This window comes from Geodermatophilus sp. SYSU D00705, assembly GCF_054050135.1.
The window spans coordinates 89144-107289 of the sequence record NZ_JBJGYT010000012.1 but is presented as its reverse complement, the minus strand read 5'-3'; the positions used below and the strand labels follow the sequence as shown (position 1 = coordinate 107289).

Annotated in this window: 17 protein-coding genes; 10 read left to right on the top strand and 7 right to left on the bottom strand. The window is 73.9% G+C overall.

The features are described 5' to 3' along the window. Positions 1-32 precede the first annotated feature (32 nt). The 4 genes from ACI78Q_RS12100 (at position 33) to ACI78Q_RS12085 (ending at position 4569) form a co-directional block, all read left to right on the top strand. Complete coding sequence (locus ACI78Q_RS12100; RefSeq protein ID WP_456923618.1) at positions 33-995, top strand: carbohydrate ABC transporter permease; 963 nt, start codon at positions 33-35, stop codon at positions 993-995. Then, positions 992-1885: a carbohydrate ABC transporter permease gene (locus tag ACI78Q_RS12095; protein ID WP_456923617.1), complete on the top strand. Its 894-nt coding sequence runs from the start codon at positions 992-994 to the stop codon at positions 1883-1885. The genes ACI78Q_RS12100 and ACI78Q_RS12095 overlap by 4 nt, the downstream gene beginning before the upstream one ends. A 66-nt stretch (positions 1886-1951) precedes the next feature. Then, the gene (locus ACI78Q_RS12090; RefSeq protein WP_456923616.1) at positions 1952-3064 is read left to right on the top strand and encodes an ABC transporter ATP-binding protein; all 1113 of its coding nucleotides are present in this window, start codon (positions 1952-1954) and stop codon (positions 3062-3064) included. 17 nt (positions 3065-3081) lie between these two features. After that, positions 3082-4569 (top strand): mannitol dehydrogenase family protein, encoded by a 1488-nt coding sequence (locus ACI78Q_RS12085; RefSeq protein ID WP_456923615.1) that lies wholly within the window; start codon positions 3082-3084, stop codon positions 4567-4569. A gap of 8 nt (positions 4570-4577) precedes the next feature. Here ACI78Q_RS12085 and ACI78Q_RS12080 read toward each other — a convergent pair whose 3' ends face one another. Both ACI78Q_RS12080 and ACI78Q_RS12075 read right to left on the bottom strand, forming a co-directional pair. Beyond that, positions 4578-5225, bottom strand: coding sequence for a TetR/AcrR family transcriptional regulator (locus ACI78Q_RS12080; RefSeq protein ID WP_456923614.1), 648 nt, complete (start codon positions 5223-5225; stop codon positions 4578-4580). Positions 5226-5311: 86 nt separating this feature from the next. Then, positions 5312-6511 carry a serine hydrolase domain-containing protein gene (locus ACI78Q_RS12075; RefSeq protein WP_456923613.1) on the bottom strand — a complete coding sequence of 400 codons (1200 nt, stop codon included), beginning with the start codon at positions 6509-6511 and terminating at the stop codon, positions 5312-5314. Between the two features lie 229 nt (positions 6512-6740). Here ACI78Q_RS12075 and ACI78Q_RS12070 point away from each other — a divergent pair, with 229 nt between their 5' ends. From ACI78Q_RS12070 to ACI78Q_RS12060, 3 genes are all read left to right on the top strand, one after another. Next, positions 6741-7910, top strand: a complete 1170-nt coding sequence (locus ACI78Q_RS12070; protein WP_456923612.1) for an LLM class flavin-dependent oxidoreductase — start codon at positions 6741-6743, stop codon at positions 7908-7910. Between the two features lie 297 nt (positions 7911-8207). Beyond that, positions 8208-9134: an oxygenase MpaB family protein gene (locus ACI78Q_RS12065; protein ID WP_456923611.1), complete on the top strand. Its 927-nt coding sequence runs from the start codon at positions 8208-8210 to the stop codon at positions 9132-9134. A 41-nt stretch (positions 9135-9175) separates the two neighbouring features. Beyond that, positions 9176-9532, top strand: a complete 357-nt coding sequence (locus tag ACI78Q_RS12060; RefSeq protein WP_456923610.1) for a thioredoxin family protein — start codon at positions 9176-9178, stop codon at positions 9530-9532. Positions 9533-9661: 129 nt separating this feature from the next. Here the strand turns inward: ACI78Q_RS12060 and ACI78Q_RS12055 are convergent, their stop codons facing one another. The 4 genes from ACI78Q_RS12055 to ACI78Q_RS12040 all read right to left on the bottom strand — a co-directional run bounded on the left by ACI78Q_RS12055 (position 9662) and on the right by ACI78Q_RS12040 (position 14065). Then, positions 9662-11332 (bottom strand): MDR family MFS transporter, encoded by a 1671-nt coding sequence (locus ACI78Q_RS12055; protein WP_456923609.1) that lies wholly within the window; start codon positions 11330-11332, stop codon positions 9662-9664. Further along, positions 11329-11964, bottom strand: a complete 636-nt coding sequence (locus ACI78Q_RS12050; RefSeq protein ID WP_456923608.1) for a TetR/AcrR family transcriptional regulator — start codon at positions 11962-11964, stop codon at positions 11329-11331. Before ACI78Q_RS12050 ends, ACI78Q_RS12055 begins: the two co-directional genes overlap by 4 nt. A gap of 111 nt (positions 11965-12075) precedes the next feature. After that, on the bottom strand, positions 12076-12492 hold the full coding sequence (locus ACI78Q_RS12045) for a heme-binding protein (protein ID WP_456923607.1): 417 nt from the start codon (positions 12490-12492) through the stop codon (positions 12076-12078). A 109-nt stretch (positions 12493-12601) separates the two neighbouring features. Continuing rightward, entirely contained in the window at positions 12602-14065 is a 1464-nt protein-coding gene (locus ACI78Q_RS12040; protein ID WP_456923606.1) for an AAA-type ATPase lid domain-containing protein, read from the bottom strand. A gap of 187 nt (positions 14066-14252) precedes the next feature. On the opposite strand from ACI78Q_RS12040, the gene ACI78Q_RS12035 reads away from it, so the two are divergent. From ACI78Q_RS12035 to ACI78Q_RS12025, 3 genes are read left to right on the top strand one after another with little or no spacing between them, the layout of a single operon-like run. Next, complete coding sequence (locus tag ACI78Q_RS12035; protein ID WP_456923605.1) at positions 14253-15311, top strand: amidohydrolase family protein; 1059 nt, start codon at positions 14253-14255, stop codon at positions 15309-15311. Continuing rightward, a complete protein-coding gene (locus tag ACI78Q_RS12030) occupies positions 15308-16081 on the top strand; it encodes an iron-sulfur cluster assembly protein (protein ID WP_456923604.1) in 774 nt (257 codons plus the stop codon). Before ACI78Q_RS12035 ends, ACI78Q_RS12030 begins: the two co-directional genes overlap by 4 nt. Then, complete coding sequence (locus tag ACI78Q_RS12025) at positions 16078-17103, top strand: NAD(P)-dependent alcohol dehydrogenase (protein WP_456923603.1); 1026 nt, start codon at positions 16078-16080, stop codon at positions 17101-17103. The genes ACI78Q_RS12030 and ACI78Q_RS12025 overlap by 4 nt, the downstream gene beginning before the upstream one ends. A gap of 70 nt (positions 17104-17173) precedes the next feature. Here ACI78Q_RS12025 and ACI78Q_RS12020 read toward each other — a convergent pair whose 3' ends face one another. Further along, entirely contained in the window at positions 17174-18130 is a 957-nt protein-coding gene (locus ACI78Q_RS12020; RefSeq protein WP_456923602.1) for an alpha/beta hydrolase, read from the bottom strand. Positions 18131-18146 lie beyond the last annotated feature (16 nt).

The window sequence follows — 18146 nt, the reverse complement described above, 5'->3', positions numbered from 1 at the left end:
CTGCCCGAACCCCCACCCGACCGGGAGCGGCCATGAGCACCACCCTGGAACGCAGCCGCGAGGACGTCCGGCCGCCCGGCCCCCCGTCCGGCGGAGCACTGCGCCGGTCGGCCGACTGGGCGCGGCGGGCGCCGCTGCTGCCGGCGCTGGTCTTCATGATCATCGTGACCCAGCTGCCGTTCGTGGCCACGCTGGTCATCTCGTTCATGGACTGGAACGCCTACTACCCGGACGAGCGCGGGTTCACCGGCTTCAGCAACTACGTCGACGTCGTCACCGACGTCGCCACGCGCGACGCGATCATCGTGACCATCCAGCTCACCGTGGTGGTCGTGCTGGTCAGCCTGCTGCTCGGCATGGGCATCGCGCTGCTGCTGGACCGCAAGTTCCTGGGGCGCGGCGCGGTGCGCACGATGATGATCACGCCGTTCCTCGTCGTCCCGGTCGCCGCGGCCCTGCTGTGGAAGCACGCGCTGTTCAACCCCGAGTACGGCCTGCTCAACGGCACCCTGACCTGGCTCTGGGGGCTGTTCGGCTCGGACGACGCGCCGCAGCCGGACTGGATCACGATGGCGCCGCTGGCGTCGATCGAGATCGCCCTCATCTGGCAGTGGACGCCGTTCATGATGCTGATCCTGCTGGCGGGCCTGCAGAGCCGGCCGCTGGACGTGATCGAGGCGGCCCGGATCGACGGCGCCAGCAGCTGGCAGATCTTCCGCTACATGACCTTCCCGCACCTGCGCCGCTACCTGGAGCTGGGTGCGCTGCTCGGGGCGATCTACATCGTGCAGACCTTCGACGCGGTCTTCGTCATCACCTCGGGTGGCCTGGGCACCGCGAACCTGCCCTACACGATCTACCAGACCTTCTACACCGCCCACGACTACGGCCTGGCGTCGGCGGCAGGCGTCATCACCGTGATCGGCACGATCGTCATCGCCACCCTGGCGCTGCGGACGGTGTCGACGCTGTTCCAGGAGGAGAACGTGCGATGAGCTCGGTCACCGACGTCGCCCCGGTCCCCGCCACCCGCACGTCCGAGGGGGCGCCCCGCCGGCCGCGCAAGCCGCGGGGCGGGCTGGTCCTCGGCCTGGTGGCCTGGGTGGTCGGGCTCCTCTTCGTGACCCCCGTGCTGTGGATGGTGCTCACGTCGTTCCACAGCGAGGAGGCCGCCGCCACCAACCCGCCCTCGGTCTTCGCACCGCTGACCCTGGAGGGCTACCGGACGTTCTTCGGCGTCGGCACCGGGACCAACCCCTGGCCGGCACTGCTGAACTCGCTGACCGCCAGCATCGTCTCCACGATCCTGGTGCTGCTGCTGGCGATCCCGGCGGCGTACGCGCTGTCGATCCGGCCGGTGCGCAAGTGGACCGACGTCATGTTCTTCTTCCTGTCCACCCGCATGCTGCCGGTGGTGGCCGGGATCCTGCCGATCTACCTGTTCGCCCAGTGGAGCGGGCTGCTCGACAACATCTGGCTGCTCATCGTGCTCTACACCTCGATGAACCTGCCGATCGCGGTCTGGATGATGCGCTCGTTCCTCGCCGAGGTCCCGGTGGAGATCCTCGAGGCGGCCGCGATGGACGGCGCCGGGCTGTTGCGGACGCTGCGCCAGGTCGTGGCGCCCATCGTCCTGCCGGGGATCGCGGCGACCTCGCTGATCTGCTTCATCTTCAGCTGGAACGAGCTGCTGCTGGCCCGGACCCTCACCGGGACCCGGGCCCTGACCGCGCCGGTGTACCTGACCGGGTTCGTGACCAGCCAGGGCCTGTTCCTCGCCCAGATGTGCGCGGCGGCCTTCGTGGTGTCCCTGCCGGTGCTCGTCGCCGGGTTCGCCGCGCAGGACAAGCTGGTGCAGGGCCTGTCGCTCGGCGCCGTGAAGTGAGGGCAGTCGTCCGCCCGCAGGTGGCCGTCGTCCACCCCCAGACCTGACTCGAGCGAGGAGAACCCGATGGCCTCCGTCACCTACGACAAGGCGAGCCGGATCTACCCGGGCTCGGACAAGCCCGCGGTCGACTCCCTCGACCTGCAGATCGCCGACGGCGAGTTCCTCGTCCTGGTCGGGCCCTCCGGCTGCGGCAAGTCCACGAGCCTCCGGATGCTCGCCGGCCTGGAGGACGTCGACCGCGGGAGCATCCGCATCGGGGACCGGGACGTCACGAACCTGAAGTCCAAGGACCGGGACATCGCGATGGTGTTCCAGAGCTACGCCCTGTACCCCCACATGACGGTGGGCGACAACATGGGCTTCGCCCTGAAGATCGCCGGCAAGAGCCGGGAGGAGATCGCGACCCGGGTCCGGGAGGCGGCCAGGATCCTCGACCTGGAGCAGTTCCTGGACCGCAAGCCGAAGGCGCTCTCCGGCGGCCAGCGCCAGCGCGTCGCCATGGGCCGGGCCATCGTCCGCCAGCCGCAGGTGTTCTGCATGGACGAGCCGCTGTCCAACCTCGACGCCAAGCTGCGGGTGCAGACCCGCACGCAGATCGCCGCGCTGCAGCGCCGCCTGGGGACGACGACGGTCTACGTCACCCACGACCAGGTCGAGGCGATGACGATGGGCGACCGCGTGGCGGTGCTCCGGGCGGGCGTCCTGGAGCAGTGCGACACGCCCCTGCGGCTCTACCAGGAGCCGGCCAACGTCTTCGTCGCCGGGTTCATCGGCTCTCCGGGCATGAACATCGCCGAGTTCCGCATCGAGGACGGCCACGCGGTGCTCGGGCGGGCGCGCCTGCCGCTGAGCACCGCGGCCCTGAGCGCGCTGTCCGCGGAGGGGGCCGACCGCGTCGTCGTCGGCTTCCGGCCCGAGGCCCTCGACCTCGTCTCGGCGCAGGACGCCGGCGCCTTCCCCGTGGACGTCGGGGTGGTCGAGGAACTCGGCTCGGACGCGTTCCTGCACGGGACGCTGCCGGAGCTGCGCGAGGACTCGGGCCCCCTCGGCGACAGCATCGTCGCGCGGGTCGACCCGGCCCGGCCGCCGGCGAAGGGTGAGCAGGTGCACCTGCGCATCCAGCCGGGCAAGGAGCACGTGTTCTCGCCGTCGACCGGACGGCGGCTGCCCACCTGACCCCCGAGGAGACCGTCATGGCGCCGCTTGACGCCTCGTCGCTGCCGTCGCTCGCGGGCACGGTGTCGGTGCCGACCTACGACCGGTCCCGGCTGCGGGCCGGCATCGTGCACCTGGGCGTCGGCGCGTTCCACCGGTCCCACCAGGCGATGTACCTCGACCGCCTGCTGGAGCGCGGCGAGGCGGAGGAGTGGGCCATCTGCGGCGTCGGCGTGCTGCCGTCGGACCGTCGCATGGCCGAGGTGATGGCGGCTCAGGACGGGCTGTACACGCTGGTCGTCAAGCACCCCGACGGCAGCCTCGAGGCCCGGGTGGTGGGGTCGATCGTCGAGTACCTGCTGGCCCCCGACGACCCCGACGCGGTGGTCGAGAAGATGGCCGCCGAGACCACGCGGATCGTCTCCCTGACCGTCACCGAGGGCGGCTACAACGTCGACCCGGTGACGGGGGAGTTCGACGCTTCCGACCCCGGCGTCGTGCACGACCTGCGGCCCGGGGCGGCCCCGGCGACGTCCTTCGGCCTGGTGGTGGAGGCGCTGGTCCGCCGGCGCGACCGTGGGCTGCCCCCGTTCACCGTGGTCTCCTGCGACAACATCCAGCACAACGGCGACGTCGCCCGCCGCAGCTTCGCCGCCTACGCCTCGCTGCGGGACCCGGACCTCGGCACGTGGGTCGACCGCGAGGTGCCGTTCCCCAACTCGATGGTCGACCGGATCACCCCCGCGACCACCGACGACGACCGCGCCGAGGTCGCCCGGCGCTTCGGCGTCGACGACGGCTGGCCGGTGGTCTGCGAGCCGTTCACCCAGTGGGTCGTCGAGGACCGCTTCGGCCTCGGCCGCCCGCCCCTGGAGGACGCCGGGGTGCAGGTCGTCGAGGACGTCGACCCGTACGAGCGGATGAAGCTGCGGCTGCTCAACGCCGGCCACCAGGGGCTGGCCTACCTCGGGCGTCTTGCCGGCTACCGGCTGGTGCACGACGCGGCGCAGGACCCGCTGTTCCGGCGGTTCCTGCTCGGCTACATGGAGGAGGAGGCGACGCCGACCCTCCTGCCGGTCCCCGGGATCGACCTCGACGAGTACCGGCACAGCCTGATCGAGCGCTTCTCCAACCCGCACATCCGGGACACGCTGGCGCGGCTGGCCTTCGACGGCTCCGAGCGGCTGCCGAAGTGGCTGCTGCCCGTGGTGCGCGACAACCTCGCCGCCGGCGGGGAGGTGCGCCGGTCGGCCGCGATCGTCGCCGGCTGGGCGCGGTACTCCGAGGGTGTGGACGAGGACGGGCAGCCGATCGAGATCGCCGACCGCCGGCGGGACACCCTCGCCGCCTCCGCCCGCCGCCAGCGGCAGGACCCGCTGGCCTTCGTCGCCGACCGCGAGCTGTTCGGGGACCTGGTCGACGACGAGCGGTTCACCTCGGCCTACCTCGCGGCGCTGACCTCGCTGCACGAGCGGGGGGCCCGGGCCACCCTCGACGCTCTGGTGGCCGAGCTGGCCGGCACCTGACCCTCCGGTCAGCCGCCGGGGGTGCCCGGCTCCCGGTGCAGGCCCAGGCCCGCGATCCACAGGTCCAGCAGGACGTCGAGCACCACCTGCCGGTCGGTCTGCCAGTACCCGATCACCCAGTCGGTGACGAAGTCGGTCAGCTGGATGATCAGCAGGCTCAGCCGCAGCCGCGCCTCCTCGCGGTGGTCCTCGCCCCACCGCGCCAGGTAGCCGGACATCGCGTCCGCGCACCGGCCCAGGAACTGCGGGGTGAGCGCGGCGAGCTCCGGCTCGAGCCCGACGGCCTGGCGGTTGACGACGACGTCGTCGCGGTGCCGCTCGTAGAAGCCCAGGGCGTCGTCGAGCCAGGCCCGCAGCTGCTCGCGGGTGGGGACGCCGAGGGCGTCGAGGCGCTGGTAGTACTCGATGGTCTCGGGCATCAGCCGGCGCTCGGCGAGCGCCGCGGCGGCCTGCCACTTGCCGTCGAAGTGCAGGTAGAAGGTCGCGCGGCTGGCGCCGGCCCGCGAGGCGATCTGCTCGATCGTGGTGGCGGCGTAGCCCCGCTCCACGAACAGCTCCTCGGCCGCCTGCAGGAGCACCTCGAAGGTCGAGGCCTTCTGCGCCTCGCGGATGCTCGGGCGCGCCCTCACCTGCGCTGCGGGGGCCTCCTCGGACACCGGCTGAGTGTAGGGACGGAACGACGCCGTCCGCTCCGCCGTCCGGGCCACGGGCGCGGCGGCTCCCCGGGGCCCGCCGGCGGGGCTCACCCCAGGCTGGCCCGGACGGCGTCGATGAGGGCGGCGGTCCGCGGCTCGCCGACCAGGGAGGCGCCCAGCTGGTTCTGCGCGTAGCCGAAGCCCACCCGGTGCTCGACGTCGGCGAAGCCCAGGGCCCCGCCGGCCCCCTGGTGGCCGAAGGAGGCGGGACCCAGCAGCGGCAGCCCGGCGTGGTCGAGCATGAAGCCGGTGCCGAACCGGCTCGGGTTCATCAGGACCCGGTCGGCGCCGAAGACCTGCTCGGCGCGGGCGGCCTCGACGGTGGCCTCGGACAGCAGGCGGACGCCGTCCACCGGTGCGACGGTCGCCGCGTACATGCGGGCCAGCGAGCGGGCGTTGGTCACGCCGTTGGCGGCCGGCTGCTGCATGCGCAGGGCACGCGGGTCGTTCCACGTCTCGGCGTGCGGGGTGGGCAGCGCGCCGTTGGTCGACAGCACCCGGGCGAACAGCGACGTGGGGTCCGTCATCGCCCCCACGATCTGCAGGACTGCAGCCTTGACCTGCGGGTCCTCGATGGCGTCGAGCGCCCCGGGGTCGGGGACGCCGTCGATCAGGGGCGCGTGGTCGACGTCGGTGCCCTCGGGGACGCCGATCCAGAGGTGCAGCTCGAGCGGCGCGGCGATCCGCTCGGCGAACTCCTCGCCGAGGGACCGGCCGGTGACCCGGGCGACCAGCTCGCCGAGCAGCCACCCGAAGGTGAGGGCGTGGTAGCCGTGCGCGGTGCCCGGCTCCCACAGCGGCTCCTGCGCGGCGAGCGCGGCGGCGGCCGGGCGGCCGGCGAACAGCTCCTCCCGGGTCAGCGGCGCGGTGGGCACCGGCAGGCCCGCCTGGTGGGTGAGCAGCATGCGCACCGGGACGCCGGCCTTGCCGCCCTCGGCGAACTCCGGCCAGTAGGTGGCCACCGGGGCGTCGAGGTCGAGCACGCCGGCCTCGGTGAGGGCGTGCACCAGGATCGCCGTCGCCCCCTTGGTCGCGGAGTAGACGGTCGTGGTGGTGTCCGGGCCCCACGCGCGGCCGGTGACCGGGTCGGCGACCCCGCCCCACAGGTCCACGACGGGGCTGCCGTCGACGTAGACCGCCACCGAGGCGCCGACGTCCCCGCGGACCCGGAAGTTGTCCTCGAAGGCCTCCCGCACGCCATCGAACCCCGGAGCGACGTGCCCCTCGACCGACAACTCTGCGGCCATGACCTCTCCTCGGTCTGCGCTGACGACGTCCGCCGGCAGGCCCGGCCGACCCCTTCCCACGGGTGTGAGCCGCGCCACAGTAGGGCGGCTCCGACGGTCGGGTCAACGAGTCGCTGGACCGCAGTCCAGTCAGTTGACGGCGGACCGGGGGCGCTGTCACTGTGACCCACCTCACTGCCGGGCCGGGCAGTGGTCACCCCCTCTGTCCCGATCGCCAGGAGGCACGGACATGCGCTGTGGGATCACGCTCTTCATCCAGGGCTACCAGGACTGGGACCGCTTCGAGGCGGTCGAGGCCGGGGAGCCGGTGCCCCCGCTGGACCCCGCGGAGGACGCTCGGCGCTACGACGAGGAGATCGAGTCGGCGCTCAAGATCGAGGACCTCGGCTTCGACTCGCTGTGGACCGTCGAGCACCACGTCAGCCCGTACACGATGATCACCAACCCGATCCAGCTGCTGACCTACTTCGCCGGCGCCACCAGCCGGATCGACGTCGGCACGATGATCGTCGTGCTGCCCTGGCACCACCCGCTGCGCGTCGCCGAGGACATGACGATGCTCCAGTACGTCCTGCGCGGGCGGACGCCGTTCATCGGGGTCGGCCGCGGCGCCGGCCGGCGCGAGTTCCGGCAGCTGGGCTTCGACATGAACGAGTCCAAGGAGCGCTTCGCCGAGAGCATCCAGGTCATCCAGAAGGCGCTCACCGAGGAGCGGTTCAGCTTCGCCGGGGAGCACTACCGGTTCGAGGACGTGTCGATGCGGCCCCGCCCGCGCGACCCGCAGCAGCTGCTGGACGCGATGCACTTCTCGTGGGGGTCGCCGGCCTCGGCGCCCATCGGGGCCCGCTTCGGCCTGAAGCCGCTGATCATCCCGCAGAAGCCGTGGGCGGACTACCACGCCGACCTCACCGAGTTCAGCCGCGCCCGCGCAGAGTGCGGGCTGCCGCCGGTGCGGCCGCGGATCCACATGAACGTCTTCTGCGCCGAGACCGAGGCCGAGGCGGAGGCGGGTGCCCGCCAGTTCGTGCCGCAGTACGCCGACAGCGCCGTCCGGAACTACGAGCTGTTCAGCAACCACTTCGCCACGACGAAGGGCTACGAGCACTACGCGCAGATGGCGAACGCCGTGCCGTCGAAGGAGGTCGCCACCGCCGGCATGGCGCAGACCTACCTCGACAACCACGTCTGGGGCACGCCCGAGCAGTGCATCGCCAAGCTGCGGGCGATCGCCGAGGAGTTCCACCCCGAGGAGTTCATGCTGGTCATGCGCTTCGGCAACATGCCCCAGGACGTCGCCGAGAGGAGCACCGCCCTCTTCGCCCGCGAGGTGCTGCCGGCCGTGCACGAGTTCCCGACGATGGAGCCGATCGGCTACGAGCTGGAGGCCGCCGCCGTCTGACCGCCAGCCGGGGCCGGCCCGGGGTGCGCGTCCAGCCGTCTCCCAGGCGCCCCCAGCCGGCCCCCGGCCGGGCGGACGACCCTCCCTCCGGGAACCGGCCGGACGACGGAGGACAGATGGCGCACCACCAGCAGGACGACCCGGCGACGCGGTACCAGGGCCGCCTCCTGCCCCGACCCCGCGAGGAGGTCGTCGACCAGGGGCTCGGCTCCGACGTCGGCCCCCTGCTCACCCGCCGCCGGCTGCTGGGCTCTCGCGCACCGTGCCGTCGCGCGGCCGGGCTGGGACCGTGGAGGCGTGCCCGCCGTGACCGCCCTGCCCGAGGCCGTGCGGTCCCGGTTCCGCGCCCGCGTGTCCGGCGACCCGGCCGGGGTGCCCGACTGGGTCCGCGACATCGGCACCGTGGGCAGCGGACCGGGATGGTTCGAGCCGGACGGCGTCGTGTGGTGGGTGCACGGCGACCTGTCCACCCTCGTCGGCGGGATCGCCGCGCTCCTCGGCCAGGCCGCCCACCCGCTCGCGCTGGCCGGCGTGCAACGGCACTCCGCCTACCTGGCCGACCCCTGGGCGCGGCTGGCCGGCACGGCGCGCTGGCTGGTGGTGACGACGTTCGGGTCGGCGGAGCTGGCCGAGCGGGAGGCCGCCCGGGTGCGCCGCATGCACACCGTCGTCCGCGGCACCGACGCCGCGGGCCGGCCCTACTCCGCCGGCGACCCGGACCTGCTGCGCTGGGTGCACCTCGCGTTCACCGACGCCTTCCTCGCCGCGCAGCAGGCCGTCGGCCGCCCGGCGCCGGCGCGCTTCGGGCGCCGCTGGCCGGACACCTACGTGGCCGAGTGGGCCCGCAGCGCCCGTGCCCTCGGCGCCGGCGACCTGCCGGCGACCGCGGCCGAGCTGGCCGAGGCGCTGGCCTCCTACCGGCCGGTGCTCGAGCCGGTGCCGGGCGAGCTGCGCTCCTTCCTCACCGCTCCGCCCGGCCTCGGCGCAGGGGAGCAGGTGTTCTACCAGGGCCTCGCCGGGGCCGCCGGGCTGCTCGTGTCGCCGGTGGTCGCCGCGGCGGCCGGGGTGCCCGGCCGGGGCCGCGGCGTCGTCCGGCTGCCGGTGACGCGGGCGCAGCTGCGGGCGCTGCAGGTGGTGCTGGGGCCGCGCAGCCCCTCGGAGGAGGCAGCGCGCCGGCGGCTGCGGCTCGGCCCCGAGTCGACGTGGACCGGCCGGCGGCCGTGAGGGACCATCGGGCGCGGGTGCCGGAGGAGCGGGAGGGCGGCATGGCCACGGTCAGTCTCTCGGCCGGCGACTTCGCCGAGACGGTGGGGGCCGGCGGCATCGTCCTCGTCGACTTCCGGGCGTCCTGGTACGGCCCGAGCCGCGGGTTCGCGCCGGTGTTCGAGGCGGCCGCCGAGCGCCATCCGGACCTCCTCTTCGCCACCGTCGACGCGGAGGCCGAGCGCGGCCTGGCGGCGGCCGTCGGGGTCCGGGCGGTGCCGACGCTGATGGTGTTCCGCGACGGGGTCCCGGTCTTCGCCGAGCCCGGCGCGCTGCCGGCCGACTCGGTGGAGCTGCTCATCGCCACGATCCGGGAGCTGGACATGGCCGCGGTGCGGGAGCAGTTCCCGCACCGGTGACCGCCCGGCGTCAGCGCGCCCGCGCCCGGCTGCTCGACGGCGAGGCGGTCCGGGAGGTCGTCGTCACCGTTCCCTGACGGCACCGCGGCCGGGCCCCGGTGTCGGGACCCGGCCGCTGCGGGCGGGGGATCAGTGCAGTGGTGCCGGTGCCGGCTCGTCGTCGGCGGCACGCTGGCCGTCGGCGTCCGCCGGCTCCTCCGGCCGGTCCGCGGGTACGTGCCGTCGGGCCGGCTCGGGGTCCTCCACCGCCTCGCCGCGGGCGACCATCCCGGCGACGTCGGACAGCGGGATCTCCTTGAGCAGCAGCGCCAGCACCAGCGCGATGGCGAAGGCCGGCAGCAGGTACCCGAACACCGGGGCCAGGGCGTCGGCGTAGGAGTCGACGATGGCCGTGCGCAGCGGGTCCCCGGCCGCCTGCACCGCGGCCGGCACCAGGCTCTCCGGCGAGGTGATGCCCGCCGCGACCGCCTGCTCGCCGTTGGCCTGCAGCGCGCCGGTGAGGTTCTCGGTGAGCCGGCTGGTGAAGATCGTCCCGAAGATCGCCACGCCGAGGGTGGCGCCGACCTCGCGGAAGTAGTTGTTGGTGGCGGTGGCCGCGCCCAGGTCCGCCGGCGGGACGGCGTTCTGCGCCACCAGCACGACGATCTGCATGATCAGCCCGAGGCCCAGGCCGATGACGAACAGCATCGTGCAGATCGTCACCAGCGACGTCTCCCCCGACAGCGTGGTCATCCAGGCCATCGCGGCGGCCACGACGAGCACCCCGATGATCGGGAAGGCCTTGTACCGCCCGGTCTTCGTGGTCGCGATGCCCGAGCCGATGACGGTGATGAACAGGCCGCCCATCATCGGCAGCAGCAGCAGGCCGGAGTTGGCCGCCGAGGTCCCCGAGGCCATCTGCAGGAACGTCGGCATGAACGCGATCGCCGAGAACATGCCCAGGCCCACGGCGGCGCCGAGCGCGGTGGTGACGACGAAGGTGCGGTTGCGGAACAGGCTCAGCGGGATGATCGGCTGCGCCGCCCGCTGCTCCACCAGGACGAAGGCCAGCGCCGAGACGACGAACGCGGCCATGAGGGCCAGCGTGGCGCCGTCGGTCCAGCCGCGGTCGCCGCCGAAGTCGGTGAAGAAGATCAGCGACGTGGTGGTCGCCGACAGGGTCACGACGCCGGCGTAGTCCACCGGCTCGGTGTTGCGCCGGCGCGGCAGGGTGAGGGCGAACCAGCCGATGAGCAGGGCGGCGACGCCGACCGGCACGTTGATCCAGAAGCACCACTGCCAGCCCAGGCTCGCGTGGTCGGTGAAGTAGCCGCCCACCAGCGGGCCGGCGACGGCGGAGAGCCCGAAGACGGCGCCCAGCGGGCCCATGTACTTGCCGCGCTCCCGGGCGGGGACGACGTCGGCGATGATCGCCTGCGACAGGATCATCATGCCGCCGCCGCCGAGGCCCTGGACGCCGCGCCAGATGACGAACCAGGTGAAGTCCGGCGACAGGGCGGCGCCGACGCTGGCGACGGTGAACAGGCCGATCGCGACCAGAAACAGGGTGCGCCGGCCCCACAGGTCGCCGAACTTGCCGTAGATCGGCATGACGATCGTGCTGGCCAGCAGGTAGGCCGTGGTCACCCAGGCCATGTGGGAGACGCCGCCGAGGTCGCCGACGATCGTCGGCATCGCCGTCGAGATGATCGTCTGGTCCAGGCTCGACACGAGCATGCCCGCGATGAGCGCGGAGAAGATGAGGTTGATCCGGCGTCGGGTCAGGACGATCGGCGCCGGATCGGTGGTGGCGGTGGTCAACGTGCTCCCTGGACGGGTCGTGGCGCCGAGGTCGTCGGCGCCGGGCTGAGGGTGGCGAGGAACGCGGTCCGCGTCGCCTCGAGGTAGGGGGAGAGGGGTGTGCCGTCGTCGGCCTCGAACCAGGCGCGGCAGGCCGACCGCACCAGCGCCTGGGCGGTGGCGGCGAGCGCGGTGCAGCCGGTGTCGGGGCCGGGCAGGCCGAGGCGCTGTGCGAGCAGGCCGGCGATCTCCTGCTCGTGCGAGGCGGCCCGGGCCAGGTGGACGGCGAGCAGGCGGGGCTCGCGCTCGGCCAGCGCCATCGCCGTCTGCAGGCCGGTGCGGCCGACCTCGGTGAACAGCGGGGTCGGGTCGAGCAGGCCGAGCAGGTCGGCCAGGAGGTCGCCGGTGGGGCCGCCGGCGAGGAAGGCCGCCCGGGTCTCCGGGGTGCCGACGGGGGGCTCCTCGCCGATGACGGCGAGTTCCTTCGACTCGAAGTAGTTGAAGAAGGTGCGCAGGGAGACCCCCGCGCGGCTGCAGATCTGCTCGACCGTGACGCCGTCGAGCCCGGCGGCCAGGACGAGTTCCTGGGCCGCCTCGGTGAGCCGCCGCCGGGTGTCGGACTTCTTGCGCTCCCGGAGCCCGCTTTCTTGCACGCCGTGCATCGTTGCACGGTGTGCACTCATTTCCCAGGACGTGTGGCGGAGCGCACGGGCGGGTCGCACCCGGGGGCCGGCCCGCCGCACCCGGCGGCGGGCCGGACGCCGTCAGGCCCGGGCGAGCACCTCGAGCGCGGCCTCGGCGCAGGCGGTGTCCTCCTCCGGGGTCGCGCCGCTCACGCCGACACCGCCGACGACCTCGCCGTCCCGGAGCACCGGGAGGCCGCCACCGAGGGTCGTGGGGCGGAAGCCGAGCTGGGCACCGGCCACGACCAGCACCTCCGGGCGGCGTTCCTCCACGTCGCGGAGCTCCCCGGAGGGACGGCGGAACGCCGTGGCCGTGGCCGCCTTGGTGCGCGCGATGCCCGCGGTGAACCCGGGGGCGCCGTCCGCGCGGGAGACGACGACCTCCATCCCGGCACCGTCGACCACCGCGACGCTCACCCGCACGCCCAGCCCCTCCGCGTGGGCGAGGGCGGCGTCCACCGCCGCGCGTGCCTGCTCGTTCCCGATGCCGTGGCTCATGCCCGTTCCTCCCGGTCGTCGTCGGGCCGCGGGAGCTCGCGACCCCCGGCACACCGTGCCAACGGGGAGCGGAACGGGCGAAGCCGGGTCAGGCGAGAGGGAGGGCGGGTCAGCGGGGGAGGGTGATCCGGTACTGGGCCATCTTCCGGTACAGCGTGGCCCGGCCGATGCCCAGCTCCTCGGCGGCGCGGGTGATCGTCGTCCCCGGTTCGGTGAGGCAGCGGACGATCTCGTCGCGCTCGAGGCGCTCCAGCCGGCTGAGCGGGCGGCCGCCGCCGTCGAGCACCTCCGGCGGCAGGTGGTGGACGTCGACGAGGTCGGCGCGGGCCGCCGCGTCGCGGACCGCGCGCCGCAGCTGGCGCACGTTGCCCGGCCAGGCGCAGGTGGTCAGGGCGCGCGCGGCGCGGGGGGTGAAGTCGACCGGGCGGTGCCGCTCCTGCCGGGCGAACCAGGCGGCCAGCGGCAGCACGTCGTCGGTGCGGTGCCGCAGCGCGGGCGCCTCGACGACGGTGTCGACGAGGGTGGCCAGGCGGCCGGGCACCGCGGTGAAGTCGGGTGCGGTGAGCACGAACGGCTGGGGCCGGCCGCTGCGGCGCACCGCGGCGAGGGTCTGCGCCAGCTCGTCGGCGGCCCAGGCGGGCAGGTGCGCCAGGCCGGAGACGATGACGAGGGTGTCGGGGTCGCGCAGCTCCGGTGTCCACAGCTCCAGCCAGGGCGCGACGTCCCCGCCCTCGGGCGCCCGCGCGTGCAGCACCCGCTGGCGGGGGGCGACCCGGCGGCGGGCCGCGGCGGCCAGCGTCGCCTTGCCGCTGCCCGGTTCCCCGACGACCGCGGTCACCCGGTCCGCCGCCGCGGCGGCGCCGGCCACCGCGGCGCGCCACCCGGCCGACACGCACGGGTCGCCCGCCTCCGCCGCGAGGTGCCCGCCGACGACGTGGAAGACCTCGCCCCGCGGGGCCGGTCGGACCGTGCGACCGCCGGCGCGGACCAGCATCAGCGCGCTCGTGGCGCTGGCCGCGGCCTGGGCCAGGCCGAGCAGCAGCTCCGAGGACGAATCCGACCAGGTGGTGAGGTTGATGCTGCCCGCGAGGTCGCCGCTCACCGGGTCGACGACGGGCACCGCGGCGCAGGTGAACCCGCGCAGCTCGGCGCACCAGTGGTCGGCGGCCCGGACCAGCGACGGTGCGCGGTCGGCGAGGGACAGGCCCAGCCCGTTGGTGCCGGCGTTGCGCTCGGCGTAGGAGAAGCCCGGCGCCAGGTGGACCCGGTCGAGGGAGCGGAGGATGCCGGCGTCGCGGCACAGCCGGGCCAGCACCAGGCCCTCGGCGTCGGCGACCATGAGGCTGACCGGCTCGTTCGGGATCGCCGCCTGCAGGTCGGTGAGCACCCGGTGCGCGCACTCGTACAGCAGCGACCCGGTGTCCATGGAGCCGGTGAAGACGGGGACGACCTCGTCGGGGGTGACGCCGTAGTCCTGGCTGCGGCGCCACGAGGCCCGCAGCCGGGGCGGCGCCGGCCGGGCGGCCAGCGCGGGGTCGGTGAGGGGGTCGGGGGTGGCCCGGGGCACGTCCACGGGACACCTCCTGGGCGGGGCGGGCCGGGTGGCTGTGGCCCGCGCCACACGAATGTAACCCCGCAGGACGCCGTCCAGGGGGCGTTCCAAAGTGAGACAACGAGCGGCTTCTGCCGCCGTCCGGCCCTGCCTAGCGTCTGCTCCACGAGCGTGACAGGCGTCACAGGAGAGCCGACGGAGGCCGCACATGTACACCAAGGACGGCGAGAAGTACTACGTGGTGGACGCCCACATCGCGCTGTGGGACGCCCGCCCGGAGAACCAGCGCAACGTCCACGGCAAGCAGTTCATCGACTGCTTCTACGACTACCACCGCAACCTCAGCCCGGAGTCGGAGGTCTGGGGGTACGAGGAGTACCTGTACCAGGGCGGCGAGCGGCTGATGCGCGACGTGTTCGTCGACGGGATCGTCGACCACGCGATCTTCCAGCCGGCCCGGCTGGCGGAGTTCTACCACCGGGGCTTCGGCCAGACCGACGAGGCGTTCGCGCTGGCCCAGGCCCACCCGGACAAGCTGACCTACAACCACTACTGGGACCCCCGCGACGGGGAGAACGGCCTGGACCGGCTGCGCGCCGACGCCGAGCGGTTCGGCCTCAAGGGCGTGAAGCTCTACACCGCCGACTGGCACGGCGAGTCCCGCGGCTGGAAGCTCACCGACCCCATGGCCTACCGGTACTTCGAGGTCTGCCGCGAGCTGGGCATCACGAACATCCACATCCACAAGGGCCCGACCATCCGCCCGCTGGACCGGGACGCCTTCGACGTCGCCGACGTCGACCACGTGGCCAGCGACTTCACCGACCTGACCTTCGTCGTCGAGCACTGCGGGCTGCCCCGGCTGGAGGACTTCTGCTGGATCGCCACCCAGGAGCCCAACGTGCACGCGGGCCTGGCCGTGGCGATGCCGTTCATCCACACCCGGCCGCGCTACTTCGCGCAGATCATCGGCGAGCTCGTCTACTGGATCGGCGAGGACCGCATCCTCTTCTCCAGCGACTACGCCCTCTGGACGCCGAAGTGGCTGGTCGAGCGGTTCGTGGACTTCCAGATCCCGGAGGACATGACCGAGTACGCGCCGCTCTCCACCACCGTGAAGAAGAAGGTGCTCGGCCTCAACGCCGCGCGACTCTACGACCTCCCCGTTCCGGAGGAGTGCCGGCTGCCCGAGGCCGCCGAGACCGAGACCGGCCCGCGCGAGCCGGGGGCCGCCGACCTGGCGATGGCCGGGGGGAGCAGCCGGTGACCCAGGTCCTCACCGGGGAGGTCACCGAGGCCGCCGTCCGCGCCGCGCTGGACGCCGTCGTCGACCCCGAGCTGGACGAGCCGATCACCGACCTCGGCTTCGTCCGCTCGGTGGCCGTGGACGGCGCGACCGTCGAGGTGCACCTGCGCCTGCCGACGTCGTTCTGCGCGCCCAACTTCGCCTGGCTGATGGCCTCCGACGCCCGCGAGGCGGTGGCCGCCGTCCGGGGGGTCGGGCGGGTCGTGGTGGCCCTCGACGACCACTCCGACTCCGACCTGATCAACCGCGGGCTCGCCGCGGGCACGGACTACCGGGCCACCTTCGCCCACGAGGCGGAGGAGTCCCTCGACGAGCTGCGGGCCACCTTCACCCGCAAGGCGCACACCGCGGCGATGGAGCGGGCGCTGACCGCGCTGCTGCGCGCCGACCGGTCGCTGACCGAGGCCGACGTCGCCGGCCTGACCCTCGCCGACCTGCCGGCCGGTGCCCCCACCACCGTGGCGCTGCTGCGGCGGCGGGCGGCGCTGGGGCTGTCCACCGACCCCGGCGCGCCGGTGCTGGTCGGCGACGACGGGAGCCGCCCGAGCCCCGAGCAGGCCCCGCTGGTCCTGCGCCGGGCCCGGTCGGTGCGGATCTCCGTCGACGGCAACGCGCACTTCTGCCGCGGGCTGCTCGCCACCCGCTACCCGGGGGCGGAGGCCGACCAGGTGCCCCGCCCCGAGGACCGTCCCCTGATCCCGCTCACCGTCTCGAAGGGAACGCACCCGTGAAGGCCGTCCGTGTGCACGAGTACCACTCCGACCCGAGGATCGACGACATCCCCGAACCGCAGATCCAGGGTCCGCTCGACGTCATCGTCAAGATCGGCGGCGCCGGGGTGTGCCGGACCGACCTGCACATCCTCGAGGGGCAGTGGGCCGAGCTGCAGAACCCGGAGCTGCCCTACGTGATCGGGCACGAGAACGCCGGGTGGGTGCACGCGGTGGGGGAGGGTGTCACCAACGTCGCCGTCGGTGACACCGTGATCCTGCACCCCCAGCCCAGCTGCGGCCTGTGCGCGGCCTGTCGCGCCGGCCACGACATGCAGTGTGCGAACGCCTTCTTCCCCGGGCTGTCGAACGACGACGGCGGCATGGCCGAGTACCTGCGCACCACCGCCCGGGCCTGCGTGAAGCTCGACCCGTCCACCAACCCGGCCGACGTCGCCGCACTCGCCGACGCCGGCATCACCGCCTACCACGCGGTGCGCAAGGCCCTGCCGCTGCTGCACCCGGGCACGACGACGGTCGTGCAGGGCGCGGGCGGCCTCGGCCACATCGGCGTCCAGTGCCTGGCCGCGCTGTCGGGCACCCGGATCATCGTCGTCGACCGCAACCCCGACGCCCTGGAGCTCGCCCGGCAGATCGGCGCGGACGAGACCGTGCTCGCCGACGGCGACCAGGTGCAGGCGGTCCAGGACCTGACCGGCGGGGGCGCGAACGTCGTCCTCGACTTCGTCGCCGAGCAGGGCGCGGAGATGGACGGCTGGCACATGACCGGCCCGGCCGGCTCGTACTACGTCATCGGCTACGGCGGCGAGCTGCGCATCCCGACGCTGGACTTCGTCGCCGGCGAGAAGAACATCGTCGGCAACATCGTCGGCACGTACACCGACCTGGCCGAGCTGATGGTGCTCGCGCAGGCCGGGAAGGTCACCCTGCACACCCAGCAGTACCCGCTCGACCGGGCCGTGGACGCGCTGCGCGACCTCGACGCCGGGAAGGTCCGGGGGCGCGCGATCCTCGTCCCCTGACGAACGGCCGCCACGGCTCGCCGGCTCGCCCGGCCCGCTCCAGGCCCGGGCGAGCACGGCCACGGCGGCCTCAGTCGCGCCGGGCCAGGGCGGCGGACTGTTCCGCGCAGAGCTCGGACAGCGCCTGCGGCGCGGCGCGGCAGATCCGCGGGAAGCTCAGGTAGCCGTGCGGCATCGCCACGTACCCGGTCAGGCGGACCGGGACGCCGGCCCGGCGCAGCGCGGCGGCGTAGCGCAGGCCGTCGTCGCGGATCGGGTCGTGCTCGGCCACCTGGACCAGTGCCGGCGGCAGCCCGGCGAGGTCGTCGGCGAACAGCGGTGAGGCGTAGGGGTGGGTCGGGTCCTGGCCGCCGAGGTAGTGGTCGCGGAACGACAGGCAGTCGGCCTTCGTGAGGATCGGCGCGTGCGCGTTCTCCTCGATCGAGGGGCTGCTCATGGTGAGGTCGACCGCCGGGTAGACCAGCCCCTGGTGGGCGATCCGCGGACCGGAGCGGTCACGGGCCATCAGGCTGACCACGGCGGCCAGGTTGCCCCCCGCGCTGTCACCCATGACCGCGACGCGGCCGGGGTCGGCGCCGAGGTCCGCCGCCCGGTCCACCACGTCGACGAGGGCGCCGTAGCAGTCCTCGGCCGCCGCGGGCCAGCGGTGCCCGGGCGCCAGCCGGTAGTCCACCGAGACCACCACGGCGCCGGTGGTCGTCGACACGTGGCTGCACAGCCAGTCCGCGGTGTCGAGCGACCCGATCGTCCAGCCTCCGCCGTGGAAGTTGACGACGAGCGGCAGTCGTCGGTCGGCGGCACGGGCGGGCCGGTAGACCCGGATCGGCACGGACGCCACCTCGCCTTTCGCGGTGCCGTCCGCGAGCGTCACGCCACCGGCGACCGCGCCGAACAGCAGGTCCGTCAGCGGGTTGTGGCCGATCCGCTGCTGCTGCGCCCGCTGCAGCCGGGCGTCGTCCATCGAGGCGACCGAGGCCAGGCCGGCCAGCCGGCCGAGCAGCCGCACGCGCAGGTCCATCCGTGTCATGCCGCCATCCTGCCCC

What these genes read in the sequence shown, in the direction of transcription:
- ACI78Q_RS12100 (WP_456923618.1), top strand. Translation starts at nt 33, where the DNA reads ATGAGCACCACCCTGGAACGCAGCCGCGAGGACGTCCGGCCGCCCGGC.
- ACI78Q_RS12095 (WP_456923617.1), top strand. Translation starts at nt 992, where the DNA reads ATGAGCTCGGTCACCGACGTCGCCCCGGTCCCCGCCACCCGCACGTCC.
- ACI78Q_RS12090 (WP_456923616.1), top strand. Translation starts at nt 1,952, where the DNA reads ATGGCCTCCGTCACCTACGACAAGGCGAGCCGGATCTACCCGGGCTCG.
- ACI78Q_RS12085 (WP_456923615.1), top strand. Translation starts at nt 3,082, where the DNA reads ATGGCGCCGCTTGACGCCTCGTCGCTGCCGTCGCTCGCGGGCACGGTG.
- ACI78Q_RS12075 (WP_456923613.1), bottom strand. Translation starts at nt 6,511, where the DNA reads ATGGCCGCAGAGTTGTCGGTCGAGGGGCACGTCGCTCCGGGGTTCGAT.
- ACI78Q_RS12070 (WP_456923612.1), top strand. Translation starts at nt 6,741, where the DNA reads ATGCGCTGTGGGATCACGCTCTTCATCCAGGGCTACCAGGACTGGGAC.
- ACI78Q_RS12060 (WP_456923610.1), top strand. Translation starts at nt 9,176, where the DNA reads ATGGCCACGGTCAGTCTCTCGGCCGGCGACTTCGCCGAGACGGTGGGG.
- ACI78Q_RS12045 (WP_456923607.1), bottom strand. Translation starts at nt 12,492, where the DNA reads ATGAGCCACGGCATCGGGAACGAGCAGGCACGCGCGGCGGTGGACGCC.
- ACI78Q_RS12035 (WP_456923605.1), top strand. Translation starts at nt 14,253, where the DNA reads ATGTACACCAAGGACGGCGAGAAGTACTACGTGGTGGACGCCCACATC.
- ACI78Q_RS12020 (WP_456923602.1), bottom strand. Translation starts at nt 18,130, where the DNA reads ATGACACGGATGGACCTGCGCGTGCGGCTGCTCGGCCGGCTGGCCGGC.